This is a genomic window from Streptomyces sp. NPDC002867 (assembly GCF_053591895.1).
The window spans coordinates 138362-165023 of the sequence record NZ_JBSFUR010000008.1; the positions used below are offsets into that span (position 1 = coordinate 138362).

At 70.3% G+C, this 26662-nt stretch carries 18 protein-coding genes and 3 pseudogenes; 9 read left to right on the forward strand and 12 right to left on the reverse strand.

Annotation, left to right across the window (positions count from 1 at the left end; translation table 11 throughout):
- Positions 1–111: 111 nt before the first annotated feature.
- Positions 112–1101, reverse strand: coding sequence for a sphingomyelin phosphodiesterase (gene sph, locus ACWD0A_RS10650; protein WP_451296631.1), 990 nt, complete (start codon positions 1099–1101; stop codon positions 112–114).
- 329 nt (positions 1102–1430) lie between these two features.
- On the opposite strand from sph, the pseudogene ACWD0A_RS10655 reads away from it, so the two are divergent.
- Positions 1431–1649: pseudogene (locus ACWD0A_RS10655) on the forward strand (transposase); the annotation flags it as partial.
- 213 nt (positions 1650–1862) lie between these two features.
- On the forward strand, positions 1863–2513 hold the full coding sequence (locus ACWD0A_RS10660) for a DUF6461 domain-containing protein (RefSeq protein WP_451296633.1): 651 nt from the start codon (positions 1863–1865) through the stop codon (positions 2511–2513).
- 284 nt (positions 2514–2797) lie between these two features.
- Here the strand turns inward: ACWD0A_RS10660 and ACWD0A_RS10665 are convergent, their stop codons facing one another.
- Entirely contained in the window at positions 2798–3043 is a 246-nt protein-coding gene (locus ACWD0A_RS10665; protein WP_451296635.1) for a hypothetical protein, read from the reverse strand.
- 670 nt (positions 3044–3713) lie between these two features.
- On the opposite strand from ACWD0A_RS10665, the gene ACWD0A_RS10670 reads away from it, so the two are divergent.
- Positions 3714–4601, forward strand: coding sequence for an oxygenase MpaB family protein (locus ACWD0A_RS10670; RefSeq protein ID WP_451296637.1), 888 nt, complete (start codon positions 3714–3716; stop codon positions 4599–4601).
- On the opposite strand, the gene ACWD0A_RS10675 is transcribed toward ACWD0A_RS10670, so the two are convergent.
- The 4 genes from ACWD0A_RS10675 to ACWD0A_RS10690 form a co-directional block, all read right to left on the reverse strand.
- Positions 4573–5973 (reverse strand): GH1 family beta-glucosidase, encoded by a 1401-nt coding sequence (locus tag ACWD0A_RS10675; RefSeq protein WP_451296639.1) that lies wholly within the window; start codon positions 5971–5973, stop codon positions 4573–4575. The genes ACWD0A_RS10670 and ACWD0A_RS10675 overlap by 29 nt on opposite strands.
- A 51-nt stretch (positions 5974–6024) precedes the next feature.
- Positions 6025–6933 carry a carbohydrate ABC transporter permease gene (locus ACWD0A_RS10680; protein ID WP_451296641.1) on the reverse strand — a complete coding sequence of 303 codons (909 nt, stop codon included), beginning with the start codon at positions 6931–6933 and terminating at the stop codon, positions 6025–6027.
- The gene (locus ACWD0A_RS10685; RefSeq protein WP_451296643.1) at positions 6930–7877 is read right to left on the reverse strand and encodes a carbohydrate ABC transporter permease; all 948 of its coding nucleotides are present in this window, start codon (positions 7875–7877) and stop codon (positions 6930–6932) included. Before ACWD0A_RS10685 ends, ACWD0A_RS10680 begins: the two co-directional genes overlap by 4 nt.
- 104 nt (positions 7878–7981) lie before the next feature.
- Positions 7982–9283, reverse strand: a complete 1302-nt coding sequence (locus ACWD0A_RS10690) for an ABC transporter substrate-binding protein (RefSeq protein ID WP_451296645.1) — start codon at positions 9281–9283, stop codon at positions 7982–7984.
- Between the two features lie 255 nt (positions 9284–9538).
- Between ACWD0A_RS10690 and ACWD0A_RS10695 the strand changes: the two genes are divergently transcribed.
- A complete protein-coding gene (locus ACWD0A_RS10695) occupies positions 9539–12307 on the forward strand; it encodes a glycosyl hydrolase (RefSeq protein WP_451296647.1) in 2769 nt (922 codons plus the stop codon).
- 32 nt (positions 12308–12339) lie between these two features.
- On the opposite strand, the gene ACWD0A_RS10700 is transcribed toward ACWD0A_RS10695, so the two are convergent.
- Both ACWD0A_RS10700 and ACWD0A_RS10705 read right to left on the reverse strand, forming a co-directional pair.
- Positions 12340–13365, reverse strand: a complete 1026-nt coding sequence (locus ACWD0A_RS10700; RefSeq protein ID WP_451296649.1) for a LacI family DNA-binding transcriptional regulator — start codon at positions 13363–13365, stop codon at positions 12340–12342.
- 427 nt (positions 13366–13792) lie between these two features.
- A complete protein-coding gene (locus ACWD0A_RS10705) occupies positions 13793–15310 on the reverse strand; it encodes a M1 family metallopeptidase (protein ID WP_451296651.1) in 1518 nt (505 codons plus the stop codon).
- Positions 15311–15613: 303 nt separating this feature from the next.
- On the opposite strand from ACWD0A_RS10705, the gene ACWD0A_RS10710 reads away from it, so the two are divergent.
- Positions 15614–16180 (forward strand): SRPBCC family protein, encoded by a 567-nt coding sequence (locus tag ACWD0A_RS10710; RefSeq protein ID WP_451296653.1) that lies wholly within the window; start codon positions 15614–15616, stop codon positions 16178–16180.
- A 17-nt stretch (positions 16181–16197) separates the two neighbouring features.
- Here ACWD0A_RS10710 and ACWD0A_RS10715 read toward each other — a convergent pair.
- Both ACWD0A_RS10715 and ACWD0A_RS10720 read right to left on the reverse strand, forming a co-directional pair.
- Positions 16198–16322, reverse strand: a pseudogene (locus ACWD0A_RS10715) (IS5 family transposase); the annotation flags it as partial.
- Positions 16323–16768: 446 nt separating this feature from the next.
- Complete coding sequence (locus ACWD0A_RS10720; protein ID WP_451296655.1) at positions 16769–17389, reverse strand: S8 family serine peptidase; 621 nt, start codon at positions 17387–17389, stop codon at positions 16769–16771.
- A gap of 550 nt (positions 17390–17939) precedes the next feature.
- On the opposite strand from ACWD0A_RS10720, the gene ACWD0A_RS10725 reads away from it, so the two are divergent.
- The 3 genes from ACWD0A_RS10725 (at position 17940) to ACWD0A_RS10735 (ending at position 23100) form a co-directional block, all read left to right on the forward strand.
- Positions 17940–19916, forward strand: a complete 1977-nt coding sequence (locus ACWD0A_RS10725) for a Xaa-Pro dipeptidyl-peptidase (RefSeq protein WP_451296657.1) — start codon at positions 17940–17942, stop codon at positions 19914–19916.
- A gap of 26 nt (positions 19917–19942) precedes the next feature.
- Positions 19943–21220 carry a M14 family metallopeptidase gene (locus ACWD0A_RS10730; protein WP_451296659.1) on the forward strand — a complete coding sequence of 426 codons (1278 nt, stop codon included), beginning with the start codon at positions 19943–19945 and terminating at the stop codon, positions 21218–21220.
- 80 nt (positions 21221–21300) lie between these two features.
- Entirely contained in the window at positions 21301–23100 is a 1800-nt protein-coding gene (locus tag ACWD0A_RS10735) for a BCCT family transporter (RefSeq protein ID WP_451296661.1), read from the forward strand.
- A 122-nt stretch (positions 23101–23222) separates the two neighbouring features.
- Here ACWD0A_RS10735 and ACWD0A_RS10740 read toward each other — a convergent pair whose 3' ends face one another.
- The gene (locus ACWD0A_RS10740; protein ID WP_451296663.1) at positions 23223–24182 is read right to left on the reverse strand and encodes an FAD-dependent oxidoreductase; all 960 of its coding nucleotides are present in this window, start codon (positions 24180–24182) and stop codon (positions 23223–23225) included.
- A gap of 930 nt (positions 24183–25112) precedes the next feature.
- Positions 25113–25267, reverse strand: a pseudogene (locus ACWD0A_RS10745) (IS5/IS1182 family transposase); the annotation flags it as partial.
- A 538-nt stretch (positions 25268–25805) separates the two neighbouring features.
- Here ACWD0A_RS10745 and ACWD0A_RS10750 point away from each other — a divergent pair.
- Positions 25806–26087, forward strand: a complete 282-nt coding sequence (locus ACWD0A_RS10750; RefSeq protein WP_451296803.1) for a lactococcin 972 family bacteriocin — start codon at positions 25806–25808, stop codon at positions 26085–26087.
- Positions 26088–26662: the final 575 nt, after the last annotated feature.

The following is a 26662-nucleotide window of genomic DNA, read 5'->3' on the forward strand; positions in this document are numbered from 1 at the left end:
CCGTGGGGGGCTTGCCGTGGGGACGGCAATATGGACTGGACCAGTCCGAACTGCGGACTCAATGTGGCATGGCCCTGACATCAGGACAAGGGTGCCGCCGCGCGCTTGCGCTTACTGGCTGGAGGCAGTCACCGGATAGTGGTCGGACAGGTTGGTGTACGTGTACGTGGTGCCCCAGCTGGAGACCGACCAGGGCGCACTCTCCTCCTTGATCACCTCATTGGTCCAGCCCGCGGGCCGCGCGTGCCCCGCCCGGTGCAGCACGTAGTCCAGATCCTCGCGCGGGTCGTCGGGGTAGCGTTCGGCGGCGATCGAGTTCTCCTGCGTGTCGAACGAGTACGGGTGCCCGGTCCGCGCGTCCGGCCCGGCGAAACCGCCGTCGGCGAGCATCCGCGTGTACTCCGGCGTACGGGAGTCGACGTTGAAGTCGCCTGCTATGATCACCTGTTCGGACGCCGGGATGTTCTTGGCGTCCAGGAACGCGTCCATCGCACGGAACTGACGGCTGCGCATTTCGGCCGCCTCACCCGCGTCGCACCCCGGGTCCGTCGACTGCGCGTGCGTACCCACGACGTGGACCCTCGTGCCGTTCACGTCGAGGACCGTGTAGACGAACCCCTTGTTGGAGTACCAGTCCGCACCGCAGGCGTCCTGGTAGACGTACTGCTCCTTGCGCACGATCGGCCACTTGCTCAGGACCGTGACACCGCCGTCCTCGGGCGTCGTCGCCGAGTACGCGCCGCTCGTCGCGTCCCAGCCGCCCCTGCTGCGGCCCATCACCGGCGTCTGGTGCGGATACCGGTCCGCCGCCCTGCCCTTGAGCGCGTCCGACGAGGAGTTGTCGAACGCCTCCTGGAGCACGACCACGTCGTGGCCCTGGAAGAAGGGAGCCGCGGGGACGGCGGCCGCCCGGTGGTCCTGGCCCCAGTTGGGGTAGAGCGACTTACTGAACAGGAACGTGTTGTACGTGAGCACCTTCAGTCGCGGGGTGTCCGCGGTGGGTGCGGCGACTGCCGACGGTGCGGTCGCGGCCAGGGTGGTGGCGGCGAGCACGGCGGTCAGGGCTGCGCCGGGGATGCGGCGGAGCGCGGAGTTCAGCACAGGATCTCCTGTTTCCGGTGGGGGTTCGGAGCCGGCCGTACGGCCGGCGCCGCACATCAAACCAGCAGAAGTTACCTCCAGGTAATAGGCGGGCGCCCACTTCCTTTCCCCAGGCGCAACGATTGGCTCCGTTCTCCGCTCCGTGCCCCGATCCGTACCTGGGCGCCCCGTACTTCGCTCGGTTGGCATGGCGAACGCAGGGCATGCGTCGCCAGGCATACGGCCATGCGCATCGCGCGAGCTGCTCATCACCGAGCGGCCGATCGCCCTGTCGCCCGCTCCGCAGACGAAGGCCCAGGCCAGGGAGATGATCCCCAACCTGGGCCCTCGGGGTGAAGCCGGTCATCTCCCGACGGGGAGCGGAGCGCGGCTCCGGTGTGGGCAGTCAACGCTGGGCTGTGGAGCGCGCCTTCGCCCATCTGCACTCGTTCCGCCGCCTGCGGATGCGGTGGGAGATCCGCGACGACATCCATGAAGCCTTCCTCACGCTCGGATGCGCACTGATCTGCTGGCGCCGACTGATTCAGCTGGGGCAGAGCTGTCCGTAACAGGTCTTCATCAAGGCACCCCGCCGCGCACAGCGCGGCCCGTCCGCCCGGGCCTGCGCTCCTGTCTCCGCCCCGCTCCGGGCCCCGGCTCTGTCGGCCGCGCGACTCGAAGACCGGGCCCACATCGGGCTTGAGCGGGCAGGTCATCTCTCGCCCCATGGCAGCCCCGACCGAAGCCGCTACACCGACCTCTCTGTAGAGTGCAGCGCCACGGTGACTGACGCGGACGGCGGAGCGGGGAGAAGCACGGCATTGTGGGATGACCTCGTTGCCCAGTACGCGTGGGCTGATGCAGACGAGCCGGAGGCCTACACCTTCTCCGTGATCTCGGGGAAGACCGAGGACGACGTGATCCGCGCTTTCGGCGGTGATCCGGCAGCGTCTCGGATGATGACATTCGCTGAAGCGGTCGACGAACAGGTCAGTCACCCCTACCCCGACGACGAACTACTGCGCGTCGTTACCGTCGGGAAGCACGTCATCGCCATTGAGTGGGGTTACCACGGCAGCATTCCGGAGATCGCCAGGCGAGCCTCGCTGGACGGCGGCGAGTTCTTCAGCGTGCACCGGAACATCAACGCCCGCTATCAGGTCATGCATGCAGTCGATGGCCGAGTGGACGGTATGTTCGATCCCTTTGGCCTGGAGGACGCGACCTGGATGGACCGCCAGCTGGAGGTCCCCGCCTGGGCGGAAGACGTCGCGTTTCGCATGGAGACGCTGTGCGCCGAATCCTTTGCGCTGATGGAACGCATGATGGGTGTTCCAGTCGATCCCGCTTGGATGGACGCCTCGCTCCGTTCCACCCTCCTTGCCTCACCTGACACGCTCTTCAGTGACCCGAAGGCGGCGTGGTCCCCGTGACTGCCGACGCAGCGGCGGAGCGCATGATGCTCCCGGCGGACTGCGGATGACATCAACGGCTGACACCAACGCCAGCGAATCGGAGCGTTCTCCTGCGATCACTTCCAGGTGGCGGGCCGCAGGTATCGACGGCTTCCCGTGGCGAAGCGGGGCTCTCGGACCGACCTGATAAGGATGAGGCCACAGGATCAATCCTGCGGCCGGCCAGGGGCCTCAACCTGACAGGAGGGCCTCTGGCTTGCCTGGGCCATGGAGAGTCCACCGAACTCGACACGTGGCCGCGCTCACTGGTCCACCTGCCCCCTACCAGCCGTTCGAGTTCTCCAGTAGGCCATGCCCTCCGCGCCGAAGCCGGCCACCACGAGCATGAACGCCAGCCAGAAGAGCGGCGTGCTCTGCCACTCCAAGCCACCAAGCAGCGCGGCCACACCGAGGGAAGGCAGAAAGACCGCGACAGCGGTCCACCACTGGCCCTTGCGAGCCTGGAAAATCGCAGAGACCGACGCGAGCACGAAGAGCAGCGTCGTCACTGCCGCTGGTATCCACATAGCGGCAGTCTGCCGTGCCCTGCCCTTGCCCCTCGCAAGCAATGCTCATGACCTGTGGACCGGCCTCGGGTTGGACGCCGAGGAGCATGCGGCCGCCGCGGTCGAGGCGTTCGCCAAGCAGTACGGGACGAAGCTTCCCAAGGCCGTCAGACGAACATGTCCGAACGTTCGGGCGTAAGGACGAAGGCGAACTGATCGCCGCCGCTGTTGTCGCCGAAGAACAGCAGCGGATCAAAGGGCATGTACAGGCCCGGGAAGCGTATTGGGGGACCAGAACAGGAGGTTCTGGTCCACGATCCGATCCAGGGACCAGACGACGCCGGTCCCGTACTCGCTGACTACCCCGTTCGTCTCCCTCAGCAGGGCGCTCAGTTGCGCCGGCAAGACGCGCCCAAGGCGCCGCTCCGCCTCAGCCAGAGCGGTCGCGTGCACGGGTGCCCGGAACTCGACGTCAGGCGAGGCTCCGGCAGCGGCTTCCTTCCACATAGGCGGAGCTCAGGCGGAAGGTCGGACCGCTCCGGGCGCTGGTGCTGTACAGCAGCGCCGTACCGCAGCCCCGACATCCCCCGGTCCGTTTCACGGGGTGGTGAGTCACACTGGAAGGTGACCGTCACACCGGGAAACCGGACCCCGGCACCACCTGGAGAACCCCATGAGCAGGGCCGCAGCACCCGTCGACCCGCCCCCGCCCGGCGGGGTGCTGTGGAGCCTCGCCGGGGATGTGCGGGCCCTGCTGATGCTTCCCGCCGCGCTCACGCTCCAGGTCGCTCACCCGGCCGTCGGCGCGGGCGTCGACGAGCACTCCGTCTTCCGCACCGACCCCTGGGGCCGCGGCGAACGCTCCCTGCGCTCGCTCCAGCTGTGGATCTACGGCGGCGAGGAAGCGGCCACCGAGGGCCGGCGGCTGCGCGCGCTGCACCGCACCATCCAGGGCACCGACGCCCACGGCCGCCGCTACCACGCCCTCGACCCCGCCCACTACTCCTGGGTCCACGCCACCGGCTTCCCCGTCTACCGGCACGCCGCCCGCTACCTGGTGCGCCCGCTCACCGAGGCCGAGGAGCGGCAGCTGTACGCCGAGTGGCTCCAGGTCGGCCGCGTCCTCGGCATCCACGACCGGGACATGCCGCAGAGCATCGAGGAGTTCTGGCCCTACTACCGCAAGGTGCTCGCCGACGAGCTGGAGGCGACCGTCGTCGTACGCGAACTCGTCGACGTGCACCAGCGGGTGCCGCCTCCCGACCGGGGCCCGCTGCTCCTGCGGCTCGTCCTGCGGACCCTGTGGCCCGTGCTGCTGCCGCCGCTCGCCCGCTTCCGCCGCTTCATGACCGTCGGGCTGATGCCGCCCGACGCCCGCGAGGCCATCGGCCTGGACTGGACGGACGAACAGGAGCGCGCCCTGCGCCGGTTCGGCCGCGTCGTCCGGGTCCTGGTGCCCCTGCTCCCCGAGCGGCTGCGCTACCTGCCGCTCGCCCGGCGGGCCCGGCGCGAGGTCCGCCGGGCCGGCCGGCTCAGGAGCTCAGTCCGTCGCGCGCGATGACGTCCGCGTACCAGTGCGCACTGTCCTTGAACGTGCGCCGCTGGGTCGCGAAGTCCACGTGCACGATGCCGAACCGCTTGCTGTAGCCGTAGGCCCACTCGAAGTTGTCCAGCAGCGACCACAGGAAGTAGCCCCGCACGTCGGCGCCGGCCTCGATCGCCCGGTGCACCGCGGCGAGGTGCGCGCGCAGATAGGCCACCCGCTCCGGGTCCTTGACCGCCCCGGACGGGTCGGCGTAGTCGTCGTAGGCGGCCCCGTTCTCGGTGATCACCAGCGGCACGTCCGGCAGGTCGTCGCGCAGCCGGGTCAGCAGCTCGTACAGACCCTCCGCGTCCACGGGCCAGTCCATCGCGGTGCGCGGGCCGGGCGCCGGCAGGAAGCGCACGTGCTCCTCGGCGCCCGCCCACGGCGACGGCGCCGGCGACGAACCGGCGGCGACGACGGTGGGGGAGTAGTAGTTGATGCCCAGCGAGTCGACCGGCGCCGACGCCGCCTCCAGATCCCCGTCCCGCACGAACGACCAGTCCGTGACGGGCGCGGTGTCGCGGACCAGGTCCTCAGGAAGCCGGCCGTGGAACACCGGGTCGAGGAAGATCCGGTTGCCGACCGCGTCGATCCGGCGCGCCGCGTCGGCGTCCGCGGCGGAGTCCGAAAGGGGCCGCACCGCGTGGAGGTTGAGCGTGAGCGACACCTCGCACTGCGCGGGCAGCCGGGAGCGGAGCTCCCGCACCGCCCACCCGTGCGCCAGGTTGAAGTGGTGGGCGGCGCGCAGCGAGGCGAGCGGGCTGGTGCGGCCCGGAGCGTGCACCCCGTTGCCGTATCCGAGGAAGGCGGCGCACCACGGCTCGTTGAGCGTCGTCCAGGTCGCCACCCGGTCACCGAGCGCCCCGGCGACGATCCCCGCGTACTCGCCGAAACGCTGCGCCGTCTCGCGCTGCGGCCAGCCGCCGGCGTCCTCGAGCTCCTGCGGCAGGTCCCAGTGGTAGAGCGTGGCCACCGGCCGGATGCCGGAGGCGAGCAGCTCGTCGACGAGCCTGCGGTAGAAGTCCAGCCCCTTCTGCACGGCCGGCCCGCGGCCGGTGGGCTGCACCCGCGGCCAGGCGATCGAGAAGCGGTAGTCCGTGACGCCGAGCCGTCTCATGAGCGCGATGTCCTCGCTCACGCGGTGGTAGTGGTCGGCGGCGATGTCGCCGGTGTCGCCGTTGCGAACCTTGCCCGGGATGCGGCTGAACGTGTCCCAGATGGACGGGGTGCGCCCGTCCTCGGCTGCCGCACCCTCGATCTGGTACGCCGCTGTGGCGGTGCCCCAGCGGAAGCCCGCCGGGAACCGGAGCGTCGCCGTCGTGTCGGGGCGTGCGTCGAGTGCGGTCATGAGGATGGAACTCCCAGGAGTGAGACGTCGTACGAGAGGGAAGTCGCGAGGTCAGCCCTTGACCGCGCCCTGCATGATGCCGCCGACGATCTGCCGGCCCAGGAGCCCGAAGACCAGCAGCACCGGCAGCGTGCCGAGCAGGGTGCCCGCCATGATCACGGACTGGTCGTGGACATAGCCGCCGCCGAGCTGGCGCAGCGCGACCTGGACGGTCGGCTCCTGCGAGGAGAGGGCGACGATCGGCCAGAAGAAGTCGTTCCAGGCGGCCATGAAGGTCAGCATGCCCAGCACGGCCATTCCCGGCCGGGCGACGGGCACCACGATCGACCAGAAGATCCTGGCCGTGGAGGCCCCGTCCACCCGAGCGGCCTCGATCAGCTCGTCCGGCAGGGACTGGACCAGGAACTGCCGCATGAAGAACACCCCGAAGGCGGAGACCAGTCCGGGCAGGATCACGGCCTGCAACTGGTTCACCCACTGGAGTTCGGCGATCAGCATGAACAGCGGGATGACGCCGAGCTGCGGCGGGATCATCATCGTGCCGACCGTGACGGCGAGCAGCGCCCCCCGGCCCCGGAAGCGCAGTTTGGCGAAGGCGAACCCGGCAAGCGTGCAGCACAGGACCGTGCCGACGGTGATCGAGGAGGACACGACGAAGGAGTTGATCAGCGCCTTGCCGATGTCGGCCTCCTCCATCACCGCCTCGAAGTTGTGGATCAGGCGGGAGCCGGGCAGCAGCGTCGGGGGCACCTTGGCCAGGTCGGCGTTGGACCGGCTGGCCGCGACGATGGTCCAGTAGAACGGGAAGGCGGAGACGAGGACCGCGAGGATCAGGATCGCGTGGGCGAGCTTCCCGCCGTGCATCGTGCGGCCGGCGCCGGGCCGGCCCCGCCGGCGCTTCCGCTCCCTGGGCGTCGTGGTGGCCGGCTGCTTCACCGGCGGCTCGGCGAGCGCGGTCATCGGCCGGCCTCCTTGCGGGAACGGCGGCGCGCGACCAGGGCGTTGACCCCGACCAGCACCAGGATCAGCAGGAACATCACCCAGGCGATGGCGGCGGCCCGGCCCAGGTGGAAGAAGCCCCAGCCCTGCTCGTACATGTACAGGCCGAGCGTCTGGTACTGGTGCGAGATGCCGCCGGAGACGGAGCCCTCGAACAGCAGCGGCTCGCCGAAGAGCTGGGTGGCGCCGATGGTGGAGACGATGACGGTGAAGACGATCGTGGGCCGCAGGCCCGGCAGCGTCACGTGGAAGAACTGCCGCCAGCGCGACGCCCCGTCCATCTCGGCCGCCTCGTACAGCTCGCCCGGGATGGACTGCATGCCCGCGAGGTAGATCAGCGCGTTGTAGCCCGTCCAGCGCCAGACGACGATGGTGGAGACGGCGATCTGCGAGGCGAGCGTCCCGGTCTGCCAGTCGACGGGGGAGATGCCGACGAGCCCCAGGACGTAGTTGACGAGGCCGAAGTCGCGGCCGAAGAGCTGGGCGAAGACGAGCGTGGCCGCGGCCACCGAGGTGGCGTACGGCAGGAGCATCGCCGTGCGCAGGAACGTCCGTCCGCGCAGGCGGTAGTTGAGCAGGTGCGCCAGGCCCAGGGCCATCACCAGCTGCGGCACCGTGGACAGCACCCCGATGGTGAACGTGTTGCGCAGCGAGGTCCAGAAGAACTCGTCGCCCAGCAGCGCGGTGTAGTTGCCGAGCCCGCGCCACTCCATCTCGCCGGGGGTCTGGAGCTCCACCCGGTAGAGCGACACGAACGCCGTGTAGAGGAGCGGGAAGAGGCCGAAGGCGGCGAAGAGCGTGAAGAACGGGGCGATGTAGGCGTACGGCGAGACCTTGCGCCAGGCGCGCCGCACGGCCGGCGGCCTGGGCGGCGCATACGGTTTCGCGGGAGCGGTGAGGGTCACGGTGCGGCCCTTCGGAGGGAGTCGGTACGGGGCGGGGCCCAGGGGGTGTCCGGGCCCGGTCCGGGGCGGGGGGAGGCCAGGGACCGGGCCCGGAGCTGTGGGTGTCAGCCGATGGTGTTGTCGACGCCCTTCTTCGCGTTCGACCATGCCTTGTCGGGTGAGGTGCCCTTGCGCTCGATCTCGCTCAGCGCGTTGGTGATCTGCTGGTTCACGTTCTGGTCGTGGACTCCGAGCACCTGGACCGGTGCGGCCTTCGCCGCGTCACCGAAGATCCGCCCGATGGGGGCGTCCGAGAAGTACGGGTCCTTCGCGTCGGCGACCTGGTCGATGGCGCCCGTCGCCGAGGGGAAGTTGCCCTGCTTGCGGAAGAGCTTGGCCTGCTGCTCGGGGGCGGTGAGCCACTCGATCAGCTCGTACGCCTCCTTCTTGTGCTTCGCGGCGCGCGGGATCGACAGGTAGGAGCCGCCCCAGTTGCCGGCGCCGCCGGGCAGCTTCGCGATGTCCCACTTGCCCTTGCCGCCGTCACCGGCCTGGCCCTTGATGTAGCCGAGCATCCAGGCGGGGCACGGGATGGTGGCGAAGGAACCGGCGGCGAAGGCCTGGTTCCACTGCGGGGACCACTGGTCGAGCTCGGCGCTCAGTCCGTCCTGCGCTGCCTCGACGGAGGTGTCCCAGGCGGCCTTGATGGCGGGGTTGGTCTCCCAGATCAGCTTCCCGGAGGAGTCGTAGTAACGCTCCTTCTCCTGGCCGATCATGATGGAGAACAGGCTGCCGACACTGTCCAGCCAGGCGCTCTTGGCCGGCGCCTTCTCCTTGTACTGCCGGCCCAGCTCCAGGTAGCCCTCCCACGTCGACCACTTCTTCGCGAGCTCCTCGCGATCCGTGGGCAGTCCGGCCTCGGCGAACAGGTCGGTGCGGTAGCACATGGCCTCGGGCCCGACGTCCGTGCCGAGCCCCAGCACCTGGCCGTCCTTGCCGGTCGCGGCCGCCCACTTGGCCTCGGCGAACCGGTCCTCGAGCTTGTCCGCGCCATGCCTCCTCAGGTCCTCGAACTTGTCTGCCTGCTGCTGGGTGACCGACGCGATCCGCCCCACCTCGATGCCCTGGACGTCGGCGAGACCGCCGCCGCCGGCCAGCCGGGTCTGGAGCGACTTCCAGTAGTCGGCCTCGTCCTCGGTGTCCGTCTGCTTGATCGTGACGTCCGGGTGGAGCTTCTCGTACTCGGCGTAGAGCCCGGCCTCCTTGTAGCCGAAGGATCCGAACAGGTCGACGGTGAGCGTGACCTTTCCGCCCGCGCTGTCGGCGGCGCCGTCGGACGAACCTCCGCAGGCGGCGAGCAGTGCCCCGGCGAGCGCGACCGCACCCAGTCGGACGGCGGCCCTCTTGGCGGCTCGGGCTATGGGCATGGGAAGCCTCCCTTGGCTTCGGGGTGGAGCGAGAGCGCGGGTGGTCGGTACCGCGTGAGAGCGCTCTCAGATCTGCGACTGGAGCGTGCCCGCTCCGTACTCGCCCCGTCAATAGTCGAAGGCGTAACGGCTTGGACTCGGGCCCAAGTCCCTTCTGTGTCTCATCTATTGACACGTGCGTTTCAGGAGTTTTACGTTTCGGCCACCTGAGAGCGCTCTCGGCCCCCCAATCCATGATGACGTGAGGTGCCGTCCATGCCAGCCCCCCGCACCGGACCAGCTGCCGCGCTGGTCCTGGCCACCACCCTGGCCGCCGTCGGACTCGGCCCCGCCGCCGCACCCGCGGCCGCCGCCACCGTCCCCGTAGGCTCCGGCAGTTACTCCGACACCCGCCCCGCCGGCACGTCCGGCCCCACCACCAACACCGGCACACCGGTCACCCCCAAGGTCACCGCCGCGGCCTCGGTCCGGCCGGTGCCCACCAACGACTGGTGGTCCTCCCTCGCCTTCCAGCGCTACGGCGACAACCCGTACTCGACCCCCATGTACGGCCACCCGCTCACCTACCAGGCCACCGCCGGCGGCCTGGACGTCGGCTACCCCACCGCCCCCGCGATCGTCGGCGACGGCCGCCAGTACGAGTTCGCCCACAAGCGGGACCTGACCATCGGCCTCGCCGGGCTCAACTCGCCCGACACCAAGGCCGACGACTGGTCCGACTGGACCGTGACCCCCTACTGGTCGGACGGCGCCCGCACGCTGCGCACCACCATCGGGCACGGCCTGCCCTTCGTGTACGCCAAGGGCACCGGCGCGAACGCGCAGATCACCACGGCCGCCGCCCCCACCGTCTTCGCCGACCAGGGCAACGTCCTCGGCATCACCGTCGCCGGCCACCACTACGCCCTGTTCGCGCCCACCGGCAGCGACTGGAACGTCTCCGGGTCCACGATCAGCGCGGGCCTCGGCGGCAAGGACTACTTCTCCCTCGCCGTCCTGCCCTCCACCGACGCCCTCGCGACGTACAAGAAGTACGCCTACAGCTTCGTCACCGGATCGAAGGTCGCCTGGAACTACACAGGTGGCACGGTGCGGGCCACGTACACGCTCACCACCGAGGCCAGGGAGGGCAGCGAACGCGGCACGCTCCAGGCCCTGTACCGCCACCAGTGGCTCCACACCACCGACCCGCTCACCCCGTACGCGTACGTCTCGCCGCGCGGCACCATGAAGGTCCGCGAGGGCGCGTCGTTCACCACCTCCCAGAAGGCGTCCGGGGTGCTGCCCGCCCTGCCGAAGTCCAACGGTGTGGACGCGGCACGCCTGCGTGGATACCTCCACGAGGTCGTGAACGCCTCCGACCCGTTCTCCGGGGCCACCGACACGTACTGGACCGGCAAGGCGCTCGGCCGTCTCGCCCAGCTCGTGCCGGTCGCCGACCAGATCGGCGAGAGCGCCGTCCGCGACCGGCTCATCGGCCTGATCAAGGGCAGGCTCCAGGAGTGGTTCACCACGGGCGGCGCGTCGGAGTTCTCGTACGACAGGAACTGGCGGACGCTGACCGGCTACCCGGCCTCCTACGGCAGCGACACCGAGCTCAACGACCACCACTTCCACTACGGCTACTACGTCTACGCGGCGGCCGTCGTCGCCCAGTACGACCAGGGATGGGCCGCCGACTCCGCGTGGGGCGGCATGGTGAAGACCCTGGTCCGCGACACCGCCAACCCCAGCCGCACCGACACCGCCTTCCCCTTCCTGCGCGGCTTCGACGTGTACGCGGGGCACAGCTGGGCGTCCGGCCACCAGGGCTTCGCCGCGGGCAACAACCAGGAGTCGTCCTCGGAGTCCACCAACCTCAGCGCCGCACTGGTCCTGTGGGGCTCGGCGACCGGCGACACCGCGCTGCGCGACCTCGGCACGTACCTGCTGACGACGGAGGCGGAGTCGATCGCGCAGTACTGGTTCGACGCCGACGAGCAGGTCTTTCCTGCCTCGTTCGGCCATGACACGGCCGGCATGGTGTGGGGCAGCGGCGCCGCGTACGCCACCTGGTGGACCGCGAACCCGGAGGAGATCCACGGCATCAACGTGCTGCCCGTGACCGGCGGTTCACTGCACCTGGGCGGCGAGAAGGCGGCCATCCGGCGCAACATCGCCGAGATGGAACGGGAGAACGGCGGCCCGGCCGTCGAATGGCGCGACATCCTCTGGGAGTTCCAGTCGCTCGCCGACCCGGCGGCCGCCCGGTCGAAGTGGGACGCGGGTCACGCCGGCTACACCCCCGAGCAGGGCGAGTCCAAGGCCCACACGTACCACTGGATCAGCACGCTGGACACCCTCGGCGCCCCGGACGCCACCGTGACCGGCGACATCCCGACGTCGGCCGTCTTCACCAAGGGCACGGTACGGACGTACGCGGCGCACAACCACGGGACGACGGCCCGCACCGTGACCTTCTCCGACGGCAAAACCCTGTCCGTACCGGCCCGGTCGACCGCGACCGGCACCGGGAGCGGCGGCGACCCGGATCCCCAGCCGCCCACGGGCAACACGTTCCAGCTGCGCAGCGGAGGCACCCTGACGACGGCTACCGGCGGCACGCCGGGCAGCGACACGATCGCGTCCGCGGACGGCGCCAACCACGACGGCACCCCGTACCGGCCGCTGGTCTACGAGGTCCGCGGCGTGACCGGCACGCTCAGGCCCGGCGCCTCGACCGCCTTCCGGCTGCCGGTGGACGCAGGCACCACGGTGGGCCTCGGCCAGCAGGCCCGTGTCAGCTACGACCTCACCGGTGACGGCACCTTCGAGCGGACCGAGACGTACCACTACTTCGCCACCGACCCCGTCACGGGCTGGGAGGAGTACGCGCAGTCGCGCGGGCTCAAGTCGGCTACGGGCACGCTCGGCAACCTCGCCGGCGGCACCGTACGGCTGGAGGTGTGGAGCGCGATCGGCAACGGCACGTCCAGGCTCCGGACCGGGACGGACACCTCCGTGCTGGTGATCCCCTACGGCTGACGGACCGCACGAGAGGCGGCGGGCGCCGGAGATCAGGCCGACGCCCGCCGCACCAGTGCGGTCGGCGTGATGACGGACGCGGGGGTGTCGCTCCCGCCCTCGTTCAGCAGCCGCATCAGGAGCCGGACCATCAGCCGGCCCATGCCCTCGATGTCCTGGCGCACGGTGGTCAGCGCCGGCCGGGTCGTCGCGACGACGGACTCCATGTCGTCGAAGCCGACGACCGCCACGTCCTCGGGCACCCGCACCCCCCGCTCGCGCAGCGTCCGCAGGGCGCCCGACGCCATCAGGTCGTTGGCGACGAACACGCCGTCCACGTCCGGGCGGCTGTCCAGCAGCTCGGCCATCGCGCGGGCCCCGCTCTCCTCGGTGAAGTCGCCCTGGCGGATCAGGCCGGGATCGGCGTCGACCAGCACGTCGCGGTACCCGTCGACGCGGTCGAGCGCGGAGGTCTGGTCGCGGGGGCCCGCGATGTGGGCGATGGACGTGCGCCCGAGCGAGACGAGATGGCGCACGGCCTCGCGCGCCCCGCCCCGGTTGTCGCAGTCGACGTACGGCACGTCGGGAGAGGAACCGGTGACGGGCCGGCCGCCGAAGACGGTGGGGATCCTGGCGCGGCCGATCACGGCGGGCAGCTCGTCGTCGTTGTGCAGCGAGAACGCGAGCGCGCCGTCGACATGGCCGCCGCCGAGGTAGCGGGCGATGCGGTCGTGATCGCCGGGGCCCTCCACCCACAGCAGCACGAGCTGCGAGTCGTGCGCGGTCAGCTCACGGCTGATCCCGCGCACCTGCTGCTCGAAGAACGGGTCGGAGAAGATCCGGAACTCCGGCTCCGCAATGATCACGGCCACCGCGCCGTTGCGCCGGGTGACCAGGGTGCGGGCCGCGTGGTTGGGCACGTAGCCCAGCTCCTCCACCGCCTGGCGCACCTTGTCGACCAGGGGAGCCCGCACTCCGGCACCGCCGTTGACGACCCGGGAGGCCGTGGCCCGTGAGACCCCGGCGCGCGCGGCGACGGCTTCCAGCGTGGGACGGGACCCTGCGGTCTGCTCGGGCAAGGCGGGCGCTCCTTGTGTCTGCTCCGTCGGCTGCGAGCCCTGACGCCGCTCAGGATAACTCCTGGCCCGCATGCCTGAGAGCGCTCCCACCGAGGGTCGTCCGTACGGGCCCGGCGCGGGCGTCATCGGCGGCACCAACTCCTGCGCCGACGCCGAGGACGCGCGGTCACCACCGCGCGCCGTGCCGCCTGCCCCGCCAACGCTCGACGCCGCCACGCGGTGCGCCGGCACCGGGTGCACCGCCCTGGCCGCCCGGCGCCGCCGACGGTGCACGCGGCCCGGGGGCCGGCCGGTCCCACCGGCGATGCCGCCGGAACTCCGCGCCGGCAGGCGCCCGGCACGGCCGGCGCCTGCCGGCGTCGTCGGCCCGGCCCGAACGCGCCGGTGCCCCGCGGACCGTGGGCCGCGGGGCACCGAGCCGCCACCGTCAGTGGTCGTGAGCGTGACCCTGCTCGTGCTCGTGGATCGTGTTCGTCTCCGCGATCTTCTTCCAGGACTTCGGCTGCGCCGGCCGGGCCGCGTCACCCTGAGCGATCCGCGCCCCGGCCGCCGCCCGGGCGGCCGGCTTCGCGGGCTCGTACAGCCACGTCTCGAACAGGGCGCCCAGCGGCCTGCCGGAGATCCGCTCCGCGTACGCGACGAAGTCGCCCACCTTGGCGTTGCCGTACGCACGCTCCGCCGGCCAGCCCTTGAGGATCGCGAAGAAGTCCTCGTCGCCGATCTCGTTCCGCAGCGCCTGCAGCGCCAGCGCGCCCCGGTCGTAGACGGCGATGTGGAACTGGTTGTCCGGGCCCGGGTCGCCCGGCTTCACCGTCCAGAACGGATCGTCGGCCGCCCGCGTCGCGTAGACGTGGTCCGCCAGCTCCTGCGCGGTGCCCTCACCCTCCTTCTCGGACCACAGCCACTGGCTGTAGCGGGCGAAGCCCTCGTTGACCCAGATGTCCTTCCAGCCGTCCACCGAGACGCTGTCGCCGTACCACTGGTGCGCCATCTCGTGCACGACCACGGAGACGTTGGCGCCGTTCGCGAACTGCCGCGGGCTGTAGAACGGACGGGTCTGCGTCTCCAGCGCGTAGCCGCTCTTCACGTTCGGCACGTAACCGCCGATCGCGTTGAACGGGTAGGGGCCGAAGATCTCGGTCAGCCACTCGGTGACCTCGGCGGTCCGCTCGATGCTGGCCCGTGCCGCACCCGCGTTGTCGCCGAGGTCCTTGCTGTACGCGTTGAGGACCGGCAGCCCGTCGGCGGTCTTGTCGGTCGTGATGTCGAACCTGCCGACGGCGAGCGTCGCCAGGTACGACGCCTGCGGCTTGTTGGAGCGCCAGCTGAAACGCGTCCAGCCCAGCCGCGAACTCTGCGAGACGAGAACGCCGTTGCTGATGGCCTGGGTGCCGTCCGGGACCGCGACCGAGATGTCGTACGTCGCCTTGTCCAGCGGATGGTCGTTGCTCGGGAACCACCACACCGCCGACTCGGGCTCCTGCGCGGCGACTCCGCCGTCCGGGGTGCGGTGCCAGGCGGTGTAGCCGCCGATGCTGAGCTCGGACGGCTTGCCCGCGTACCGGACGGTGACGGAGACCGGCCGGCCCTTCTCCAGCGGCGTCACCGGAGTGATCTCCAGCTCGTGGTCGCCGCTCGCCGTGAACGAGGCCTTCCTGCCGTTCACGCGCACCTCGTCGACGGACAGCCCGAAGTCGAGGTTGAAGCGGCTCAGGCGCTGCGTGGCGGTGGCGAGGATCGTCGCCGTCCCCTTCAGCAGGTCCGTCTGCGGCTGGTATGTGAGCCTCAGGTCGTAGTGGGAGACGTCGTAGCCGCCGTTCCCGGCTGCCGGGTAGTAGGGGTCGCCGATGCCCGGGGCCCCGACCGACGTGTTTGCGGCCGATGCCGGGATCGCCAGCAGAAGCGTGGCCGCGAGCGCGCTCGGGACGATGAGTCTGCGGTGCACAGGAGCTCCAAGTCGTAGGGACTAACGATCTCCTGGACTCTACGCACGGCCGGAGCCACCGGTCAGGAGCGAAGCTCGGCCTTTCATGCGACTGCCATCCGGCCGGCACACGACGGCCGGGCGCCCACCGTGCCCGGGACCGCGGCCCGCGGCCCGCGGACTGAGTATGTACAAGCACCCGATGGGCTGGCTGAACCGCGACGAGGCGCGGATCGCGCTCGGGAGTCGGGCATCGAGCCAGTGCCACATCTGCCGACCCGAGACCGGGGTGGCCTAGGCCTGTTGCGAAAGCGGATCACGGCCGTGGATGATCAGGGAATTCGACACCGAGGGGGCGACGTGCGATTTGCCGATGGTCCGAGCGTGCACTGTGATGTTCATGTCCGGGCAGCCGTGCCGCGGGTCTGGGAGCTGGTGACCGACATTCGTCTGCCTGCCCGGCTCAGCCCGGAGCTGCAGCGCGTCGCGTGGCTCGATGGCGCGGACCGGCCTCTGGTGGGTGCGCGCTTCGAGGGCTACAACCATCACCAGCAGCTCGGCGAGTGGCGGACCGTCTCCCATGTGGTCGAGCTGGACGAACAACGGGTGTTCGCCTGGGCTGTCACGGATGCGGACGGCCGGTACGGAGAACCGACGCTGGACCCGGCGAAATCCATGGCGTCCTGGCGCTACGAACTCGAGGCCGAGGACGGGGGCACCCGGCTGCGGCAGTCGGCCCTCATCGGGCCGGGCCGCAGCGGAGTCACACTGGCCCTCGATCGCCGGCCGGACCGGGAGGCGGAGATCATTGCCTTCCGCCTGAAGGAGCTGAGCGCCGGCATGGAGGCCACCCTTTGCGGCATCAAGAAGCTTGCGGAGGAAGCCGGCTGAGGACCGGTTGCGGGGTGTCACAGCCATGCGTCGATGGCAGCGACAAGGACGGTTGCCTCGTAGCGGACGCCGGCTTGTCGTACCTCGTGGCCACAGCTCGTTCCCCATTGAGGCGGTTGATGCCACACTCCACCGCGTGCCGCCTTCCACCAGCCCGTGGCAAGGTACGGGGCGAGCACGTCCAGGGCTTCATCCCGCCGGTCTTGGTCGACGAGGATGCGCACCCACGCCTGGGCACAGAACCAGTCGCCGCCACGCGCCTGAGGTTCGACTTCGCCGAGATGACCATGGTCGACGAGCCAGGAGACCAGATGAGGAGGGATCCAGCCGTCGTGCGTACGGGCTCGACGGTCAAGTTCAGCAGCGTTCACGAGGACGCACCTTATAGACCCCCGCACTTGCACCGTCGGCTGCGGCGGCATCTCCCTTTCCCCGGCCAGGAACCCGCGGGTGCGATCCGGTTCCAGTACCTGAGTCTGCTGCTCCGGCGCCATGGATTCGGTGGCTTGTGCGGCCGTCACAGCGCTCGTCTCGCCTTGGCCTCCGATCTGCCCGCATCCGTGCTTGCCGACCTCACCGGCACGAGCATCAGCAACGCCACGCGGTGAAACCGCCTACGCGAAGCGGGACTGGTTCGACTGCATCGCGTGCCGCAAGGAGATCTGAAAGGGCAGATGCCTGGAGCGCCACGACGGCACCCAGCCGACCCGAACGCTCCATCGTCGCACCCCCGGCCACACAGCGGGTCCACCCCGGCGCGGCCACGGCCGCGCACGCGGCCGGCGCCCTGATCACCCACCACGCCGGGATGCGCCTGATCCGGGCCGCCCGCGTCCTTGACCTGCAAGGAGAAACCGCATGACCGCGTACTGTGCGGATGATGTCGGCTGAACTGCCTTCGCACTGGCCGGAGCTGATGCGCAGGGCGACGACACCTGCCGCGATCGGGGCTGAGAGGCTGGTGCCGGAGACCGCGCAGCGGCCGTCGGCCCCGCATCCCAGCCGGTTGGGAAGTGTCTGGACGAAGATGTCGACGCCCGGCGCTGAAATGGTGTGCTCGATCTCCTGCGGGCCTACGGCGAAGCTGGAATTGCGCCAGGGCTGGTTGTGGACGTCCTTCGCGGTGACGGTCAGCACTTCGGGGAAACCGGCCGGCTGCCCGCCGCGGAAGTCGCCGGGACCGTTGCCGGCCGAGGCGGTTGTTACCACTCGGCCGCAGTCAGGGCACGGATGGCCTGGTGCTGGGCCTCAGTGGCGACCGGGCCGAAGGCTCATGTTGTGGTGGTACGCCTTGTCGGCCCGTACCCGGCCGGAACAGGTCATGGACCGGGCCCCACGGTCCGTAACGTTCCGGGACATCGCGCCAGGGGGGCACCGGTCCGGGTCCGCCACCGTATGTTGTCCATCAGCTGCCGCCGCGTCCACACGGGCGGACGGCCCCGGTTGATGCCCTGCGCCAGCAACGGGCGCCGGCCAGGCCCACTGGCCGTTGCAGCAGTGATCGAGAACAGCACGAGTGAGGGGGCTTTCGTGGCTGCTCCAGCCGCGCGCCAGCAGGTGCTCGCCGTACGAGCCCGCGCGGCGTCGGCTGCCTCGCCCGCGGCAGCGGCCGCATCCGTGCCGGTCGGGTTGGCCCGGAACGAGCGGCGGTTCTGCTCAGCCACGTACGCCCGCCGCGCCTCCGCTTCGGCCTCGGGCGCGGCCAAGCCACCCGACTGCCCCCTGTCGCACGGCAGTTGACCGGAGTACCTTCCGCCCCATGCCGATTCGTGTGCGGGCCACCCGCCTGACCTACAGATCGCTCGTCCTCGCGGCCTCCGCCGCCCTGCTGGCCGTGGGCATCCCCGCGGGGGCACAGGGCGCGCCGCAGGCGCGCGAGAGCAGACCCGTCCACTCCTACGAGAACGCGATCCGCGAGTCGGTCTGGGTCGACACCCGGCTCGACGGAGACGGCGACGGACGCACCGACCGGGTCGCCGTCGACATCGTCCGCCCGCGCGAGACAGCCCGTCAGGGGCGGAAGATCCCCGTGATCATGGATGCCAGCCCGTACTACTCCTGCTGCGGGCGCGGCAACGAGAGCCAGCGCAAGACGTACGACGAGAACGGCGACCCCGTCCAGTTCCCGCTCTACTACGACAACTACTTCGTCCCGCGCGGCTACGCCTTCGTCGCCGTCGACCTGGCCGGAACCAATCGGTCGGACGGCTGCGTCGACGTCGGCGGCCGCTCGGACATCCAGTCGGCCAAGGCGGTCGTCGACTGGCTGAACGGCCGCGCCCAGGGCTGGACCGGCCGCACCGGCGGCGAGCGCACCAGGGCCGACTGGACCACGGGCGCCACCGGAATGATCGGCAAGAGCTACGACGGCACCATCGCCAACGGCGTCGCCGCCACCGGCGTACGAGGACTGAAGACGATCGTCCCGATCGGCGCCATCTCCTCCTGGTACGACTACTACTTCGCCAAGGGCGCCCCCCTGTACGACTCCGGCCCGGACTGGCTCTCCGGTTACGTCGAGAGCCCCGAGGCCCGGGCGCGCTGCCAGGCCGTCCAGCAGCGCCTCGTCGACGGCGCCCCGCGCAGCGGCGACCTGACCCCGCTGTGGGCCGAACGCGACTACGTGCCGGACGCGGACAAGGTGCGGGCCAGCGTCTTCGCCGTGCACGGCATGCAGGACCTCAACGTCCGTGCCAAGCACGTCGGGCAGTGGTGGGACGCGCTCGCCGAGAACGGCGTCGAGCGCAAGATCTGGCTCTCCCAGACCGGCCACGTCGACCCGTTCGACTTCCGGCGCGGTGAGTGGGTCTCCACTCTGCACCGCTGGTTCGACCACTACCTGCTCGGATTCGACAACGGCATCGACCGCGAACCGATGGCCGACATCGAGCACGCCCCCGACCAGTGGTCCACCGACCGGGTCTGGCCGCCGCGCGGCACCGCCACGGCCTCGCTGCGCCCGGGCAACGGCAGTGCTCCCGGCGTCGGCACGCTGTCGCTGCGACCCGCGCCCCCCGGCGCGACCGAGACGTTCACCGACGACCCGGCGCTGGACGAAGGCGACTGGGCCGCCGCCGTCGACACCGGCACGGCCGCCAAGGCCGGGTTCGTCACCCGCCCGCTCGCCAGCGCTCTGCGCCTGTCGGGCACCGGCCGGGTCACCGTCACCGCCACCCCCTCGACGACGAGCGCCCATCTGACGGCCGTGCTCGTCGACCTCGGGCCGGCCACCATCCGCGACTACGCGGCGTCCGGCGAAGGCATCACCACCCTTGCCGCACGCACCTGCTGGGGCGCGAGCACCGCCGGCGACAGCTCCTGCTTCAAGGAGACGAAGGCGGACACCGCCGACGTCGGCCACACGATCTTCAGCCGCGGCTGGGCCGACCTCGGCAACCACGCCTCCGAGGCCGAAGGACGGCCGCTGACCCGCGGCAAGCCGTACACCATCACCCTCGACCTGCACGCGAGCGACCACGTGGTCCCGGCCGGGCACCGGCTCGCCCTCGTCGTCGCCGGCACGGACCGGAACCTGATCGACCCGCCGGCGAGCACCCCGCGGCTCACCCTCGATCTCGCCCGCACCACGGCGGACCTGCCCCTCGTCGGAGGAGCCGCCGCCTTCGCCCGCGCCACCGTCCCGACCGCCGACCGTCCCGGCGCGCGCGATCAGAGCTCCGAAGGCGTCGCGGGCCCGCGTCCCATCCGTCCGATCCCCGGAGGCAGCACCCGATGACACCCCGCACCCGAACCGTGCTCCGGATGCCCCGCCTGCACACCCTGCTGCTGACGGGCGTGGCGGCGGTGCTGGCCGCACCACTGGTCACCGCGCCCGCGCAGGCCGCGCCCGGCGTGCCGCGCACCGGCTTCGAGACGAGCAACGGCGCCCGCTGGACCACCCAGCCCGAGGAGCAGACACTGCTCGCGGCCGCGGACCGGGACAACCGTGCCGTGTCCGTCGAACGGATCGGCAGCACCAAGCAGGGCCGTCCCCTCCAGCTCGTCCACCTCGGCAACCGCGAAGCCGACCACACCGTGCTGCTGATCTGCAGTCAGCACGGCGACGAACCGTCCGGCCGCGAGGCGTGTCTGACCACCGTCCGCGACCTCGCGTACGGCAGGGACGAGGCGGCCCGCCGGCTGCTGTCCCGCACCCACCTCCTCGTCGTGCCCACGGCCAACCCCGACGGCCGGGCCGCCGACACGCGCGGCAACTCCGACGGCGTCGACATCAACCGCGACCACATCGCCCTGAAGACCTCCGAGGGACGCGCGATCGCCGCCGTGATCCGGGACCGGCGCCCGGACGTGGTCTACGACCTGCACGAGTACGGAGCCACGCCTCCCTACTACGACAAGGACCTGTTCGACCTCTGGCCCCGCAACCTCAACACCGACGACGCCGTCCACCGCGAGGCGCAGACGCTGTCCGCGCGCTACGTCCGCCCGGCCGCCGGACACGAGGGCTACTCGACCGGCACGTACGGCATCTGGACCGACCCGGTCACCGGGGAACCGATCAGGCAGACCGCGGGCGACGGCCAGGAGCGCATCCTGCGCAACGCGACCGGCGTCAAGAACGCGGTCGGACTGCTGATCGAGAGTCGCGTCGACCCGTTGACGCCCGAGGAGCAGGCGGACGCGGCGCTGAACAACCGCCGGCGCGTGCACAGCCAACTGGCCGCCCTCACGGGCCTGTTCGCCTTCAGTGACGAACGGCGGGGACGGATCGAGGCGGCGACCGGCGCGGCGCGGCGGGCCGGTCTCGCGGACCGCGGGCCGGTCTACCTGGGCGGCGCCGACAACGACCCGGCCGCGCCCGAGGAGACTCTCCAGGACCCGCCCTGCGCGTACCGCCTCGACACCGCCCAGTACACGGAGGTGAAGGACGAACTGGCGCTGCACGGCGTCGCGGTCAGGGCCGTCGAAGGCGGCGCCGTCGTACCGCTGCGGCAGTCCCAGCGCAAGCTGATTCCGCTGCTGCTCGATACCCGCGCGGCCTATCACCTCACGGAGGGGAAACCTGTTGACGCCTGTTGATCCCGGGAGCTGATTGCCCGGTGTGGTAGGGGGTAGCGGGGAGTGCAATCGGACTCCGGTGAACACGTGAAAGGTGCCCCGTGTCGCACGAGCAACAGAAGCCGGGCAAACGGCTGTGGTATCCGGTCAAGGCGGCCCTGCCGGGCCGCCACCCGCACGAGGACAGACCGGCCGTCACCGACCGGGTGGTGTTCGGCGTGACGGCCGTCCTCACGCTCGCCTTCGTGGTCTGGGGGTCGGCCTTCACCGAAACGCTGGAGAGCGCCTCCGACACTCTGCTGAACGGCCTGATGCACAACGGCGGCTGGGCATTCGTCCTGGCCGCCTCGGGCTTCGTCGTCTTCGCTCTGTGGCTGGCGATCAGCCGCTACGGCAGGATTCCGCTCGGCCAGGAACACGAGGGGCCCGAGTTCCGGACGGTGTCGTGGGTGGCGATGATGTTCAGCGCCGGCATGGGCATCGGCCTGATGTTCTACGGCGTCAGCGAGCCGCTCGCGCACTACACCAGCCCGCCGCCGGGCACCGATCCGGTCGACTCGGCGGACGCCATGCAGACGGCCCTGGCCACCACCCTCTTCCACTGGACCCTGCACCCGTGGGCGATCTACGCGGTGGTCGGCCTCGCCATCGCGTACAGCACCTTCCGGCGCCGCAGGCGCCAGAACATCAGCGCCGTCTTCGAGCCGCTGATGGGCAAGGAGAAGGCCAACGGCGCGCCGGGCCGCGTGATCGACGTCCTCGCGATCTTCGCCACGCTCTTCGGCTCCGCGACGTCCCTGGGCCTCGGCGCACTGCAGATCGGCAGCGGCTTCCAGGAACTGGGCTGGATGGAGAGGGCCGGGACCGGGCTGCTCATCTCCATCATCGCGGTGCTGACGGTGTGTTTCGTGTTCTCGGCGGTCTCCGGGGTCGAGCGGGGCATCCAGTGGCTGTCCAACACCAACATGGTGCTCGCGGTGGTGCTCGCCGTGTTCGTCTTCATCGCCGGGCCCACCATCCTCGTCCTCGACCTCGTGCCCACCTCGCTGGCCTCCTACGTCGGCGACCTGCCGCAGCTGGCCGGCCGTACGGAGGCGGCGACCGGCGGCGGTGACGTCGCGGACTGGCTGAGCAGTTGGACGGTCTTCTACTGGGCCTGGTGGATCTCCTGGACGCCGTTCGTCGGCATGTTCATCGCGCGCATCAGCCGCGGCCGTACGATCCGCCAGTTCGTCGGCGGCGTCATCCTCGTGCCGAGCACGGTCAGCCTGGTCTGGTTCGCCGTCTTCGGCGGCACGGCGATGAAGCTCCAGGAGGAGGGGCGGATGGCGGACGAGACGACGCCGGAGGGCCAGCTCTTCGGCGTGCTGCAGCAGTTCCCGATCGCGGGCGCGATGAGCCTGCTCGTGATGATCCTCGTCGGCATCTTCTTCGTCTCGGGCGCGGACGCCGCCTCCATCGTAATGGGCACGCTGTCCCAGAAGGGCACCTTCGAACCGGCCCGGCTCGTCGTCGTCTTCTGGGGCGTGGTGACCGGGGCCGTGGCGGCGGTGATGCTGCTCGTCGGCGAGGGCAAGGGGGACGCGCTCGCGGGCCTGCAACACCTGACGATCCTCGTGGCGGCCCCGTTCGTGCTGGTGATGATCGGCATGTGCGTGGCCCTCATGCGCGACCTGCGCCAGGACCCCCTGATCGTCCGCGGCGAGATCGCCGAGGAGGCGGTGGAATCGGCGGTGATCGCGGGCCACGAGAAGTACGCGGGCGAGTTCGAGATCCGCATCGGCCCGGGCACGGGCCCGGAGGCGGGCCGGATCCCGCCGGAGGAGGCGGAAAATGGCCCCGGAACGCCGGACACGGACACGCCCCCCGACGCGGACAAGGACCGCCCCGGGGGGAGCTGAGGGGCCGGCCCGGGCTGCCCTGGACGGGCCGAGCACATCCCTCCAGGCCGCGCTCCCAGGAGGGCCCGCCCCGCCCGGCTCGGGCGTGGTGCGGTGACGGTCGGACGCCCCCGCCGAGGCGCTCAGCCCGCCAGTGCCGCCGCCGCTCGTGCGCAGCCCCAGGCCACCGTCACGCCCGCGCCGCCGTGGCCGTAGTTGTGGATCAGGAGACCGCCGTCCGGCAGGCGTTCGGAGGTGAGGCGGACACCGCCCGTGCGGACCGGGCGAAGGCCCACCCGGTGGCCGAGGACGCGGGCGTCCCCGATGGCCGGGAGGACACGGGCGCAGCGCGCGACGATCGCCGCGGCCGTCGCCGGGTCCGGCTCCTGCGACCAGACGTCCTCGTCCGCCGTGCCGCCGAGGACGAGCCGCCCTGGCTGCGGGAAGAAGTACGTCGTCTCCGCCGAAGCCGGGTCGGCGGCGGTGAACCACTCCGTCACACCCGGGTTCTCCACCAGCACCAGCTGGCCGCGCACCGGCCGCAGGGTCGGGTCGGGCGCCAGCTCCCGCGCACCGAGACCCGTGCAGTTCACGACCACCGCGGCCCCGCTCCGGGCCTGCGCCTGCCCGAAGGAGGTCACCATGCGCCGTTCGAGCGTGCCGCCCGCCTCAGCCAGCCGCTTCTCCAGCCATCGCAGGTGAACGGGCATGTCGATCAGGGGGATCCGGGCCCGCAGCCCCGCCGGGTACCCCGCGGGCAGCTCGCCCGGCTCCGCGGTGCGCAGCCCCTCGACCTCGGCCGCCCACGCCCCGAGCCCCGCCATCCGCAGGTCCGCGTGGACTCCGGGCACGATCCGCACGCCGGTCTCCTCGGCCCGGGCCGCCAGCTCCCCGTACACCCGCAGCGATTCGAGCGCCCAGGTGCCCGCGAGGGCCTCGGGCTCGATGCGGTACGGCCACCACAGCGCCCCTGCCACCGCGGACGTGGTGGCCTCGGCCGGCTCCCGGGACCAGACCCGCACCCGCCTGCCGCTCTCGGCGAGCACCATGGCCGTCGTCAGCCCGATGACCCCACCGCCCAGCACCAGCACGTCAGCGTTCATGCCGGGACGGTAGCCCATGGCCTGTGGGTGCACGTCGGGTGTCCGTCGGGTACAGAGGCGGTGGTCGGCGACCTGGTGTTTCGGCGGGGACGAGGTGGTCTGGCGCTTGCGGGACTTGGACGCAGTGCCTGTGTACAGATCGGAGCCGGTCAGACGCTTTTCCTGGCGGGCACGGCAGAGGCATCGGTCGGGCCTGCAGTTCATGGTGTCAACCGGTCGACTCCACGGTTTCGCATCGCTCGGGGAGGCCCGGTTGCTGTTGGCCCTGGCTTCGTGACGGTAGCCGAGGTCTTCCCGCAGCCGTTCAGGCTCGAGTACGCGTGCGGCCGCTCCGAGCACACTCCGGACTTCCTCGCGCTGATGCCGGATGGTGGGAGGTGCGGCGACCAGTGAAGCGGCGGCGGCTTTGCGGCTGACCGCGGCCGCCACCACAGGGGCCGGCGCTGGGCGGACAGCTGAACTTGGCCGCGCGGCTGGAGCTCAGATCGGCGGCGATGCCTGGAAGATCGCGGAGGTGCGGCCCCAGTCCGGGCAGGTTGTCGTGACCGGACCGGGCGGGAAGGTGGAGAGCCTGTCGTTCCGGTGGCTGGTCGGTCATCCGGAGTGCTGGCCTGGAGCGACGGCCTGTGCGAAGTCCGGGGGCATTCAGCCCGGACTGCGGCGTACTTGACGGGCGCCCAGTTGAGCCGGGCCCGGATGCGAGTCGCGCTGTCCTGGAGGCGGGCTCACCGGCAGCGAAGTGACCCTCGCCCCGAGCAGCCAGCGCCTCGGCCCCTACGCCAGCGAGCCTGACAATAACAGCCCCAAGGCCCTCATTCGGAGCCGTCTCGTCCGGCCTCGCGGCTTCCCTACTACCTCGAACTCCGGATGGCCCTCGAGGACTACGCACACGCCATCGCCACCGGTGCTGACCAGTGAGCCTTTCCAGCGTTACGTCTCCAGAGGGAGGACGGCATTGGCGATGGACGTCATTCGAATTGGGGCTGCCTGTGATCTTCGGAAGATCCGCCAGAACTTCAGTCGTGCCATGCCGCGTCGACGGGTGCGCGGGAGATAGCCAGTGCCCGGTTGACCGTTGGCTGAGTCGCGGAGGTTCGCCGCCGGGCGGTCGTCTGCGTCCGGGATCGCGCGAACGAGACGGGTGGGCATGCCGACGCCATAGGCCAAACCGAACGTTTGGTATCGGTCACCGATCAGTACTGAAGGCGATGGATGACTGAGGTGTCGGACTGGGCAGGCTTATCAGACTAATCACCTTAAAACAGGCGATGAGAAATGCAGAAATATCCAGACGATGGCACATGAATCGGTCAGAGGAGTTTTCAGTCAACAGGTTCAAATTCCCTTTGCTGGCAGGAGGTGCGGACCCGTGAAGGATCTCTCCCGTTCCCGACAGGGGGAATCAGGGGAGGGAATTTCGTGAAGATTGCCGGTAGATCCGTCGCTTTCGCTATCGCGGGCGCAGCCATTGCGGCTGTAGGACTCGCGGCGCCGGCCACCGCGGACGCGTCTGCAACCGCCAGCGCCTCCGGAGCCACCGTCACCGTTCATCACCGCGGGGACGGGACCCAGCCGCCTGCAGGGCTGGGCAACCCCTCTGAATGGGGTGCGGTGACGTTCAAGATGGACGCTTCGACGGGCTCTTTTAGCCCGCAGTCGCAGGCATGCCTCAGCCCGTCCAGCGGTGGCACCTGGTGTTACGGCTGGTACGCAAGAGAGGTTAGCCCCGGGGTAGTCAATAAGTACTGCTACTCGAATTACTATCACCACACAAGGGGGCACTCGTCCACGGTGAAGCTCGCGGGCAGTACGCGTCGCGCTTGGGCCGCAGCCGGCAACACCTCTAACGCGAACCTCACTGCGGGTCTTGCCTACACCTGCTCCACCTACTACAGCGTCGATTAGGTTCTGATCACCGAACCGAGCGGTAACTCCTCGGAAGGTGCGGTAGGTTGGTGGGCCGCTCTGGGGCTGTTCGGTTGCCCGCGTAGCCCCGAGTGGCGCCACCTCCAACTCGGACTCACTCACTGAACGGGGGGAAGAGTAATCATACGATTTACGCGTGCTCGCGTTGTGCCGGTCATTGTGTCTCTCGGAGCGGGTTTGCTACTTGGCCTAGTGGGCCCCGTTGCCGGGAAATGGGATAATCCCGTTTGCGTCGCCGTGGGTATTGTTTTTTCTAGTGGTTGGCCGTGGGCCTGCTATGCATTGCTGGTGGGCTATTTTCGCCGATCTAAGATCGAGTCGGCATTGCTGGCGTCTTTGGGATTGGCCATCGGTGTAGTCACATACTACCTCTTCAAGGATATGAATCCCACCATTCCGGCCGGAATGGAACCCGCCACCTCCATTCCTGCTGGAATGGAATCTGGCGCCTCCAGCGAGGGGCAAATTCTCGTGTGGGGAATAGCGGCCTTCGTGTTTGGTGGGCCTGTGGGACTCATAGGGAACGTAGCGCGGACGCCCGGAATTGGTGGCCT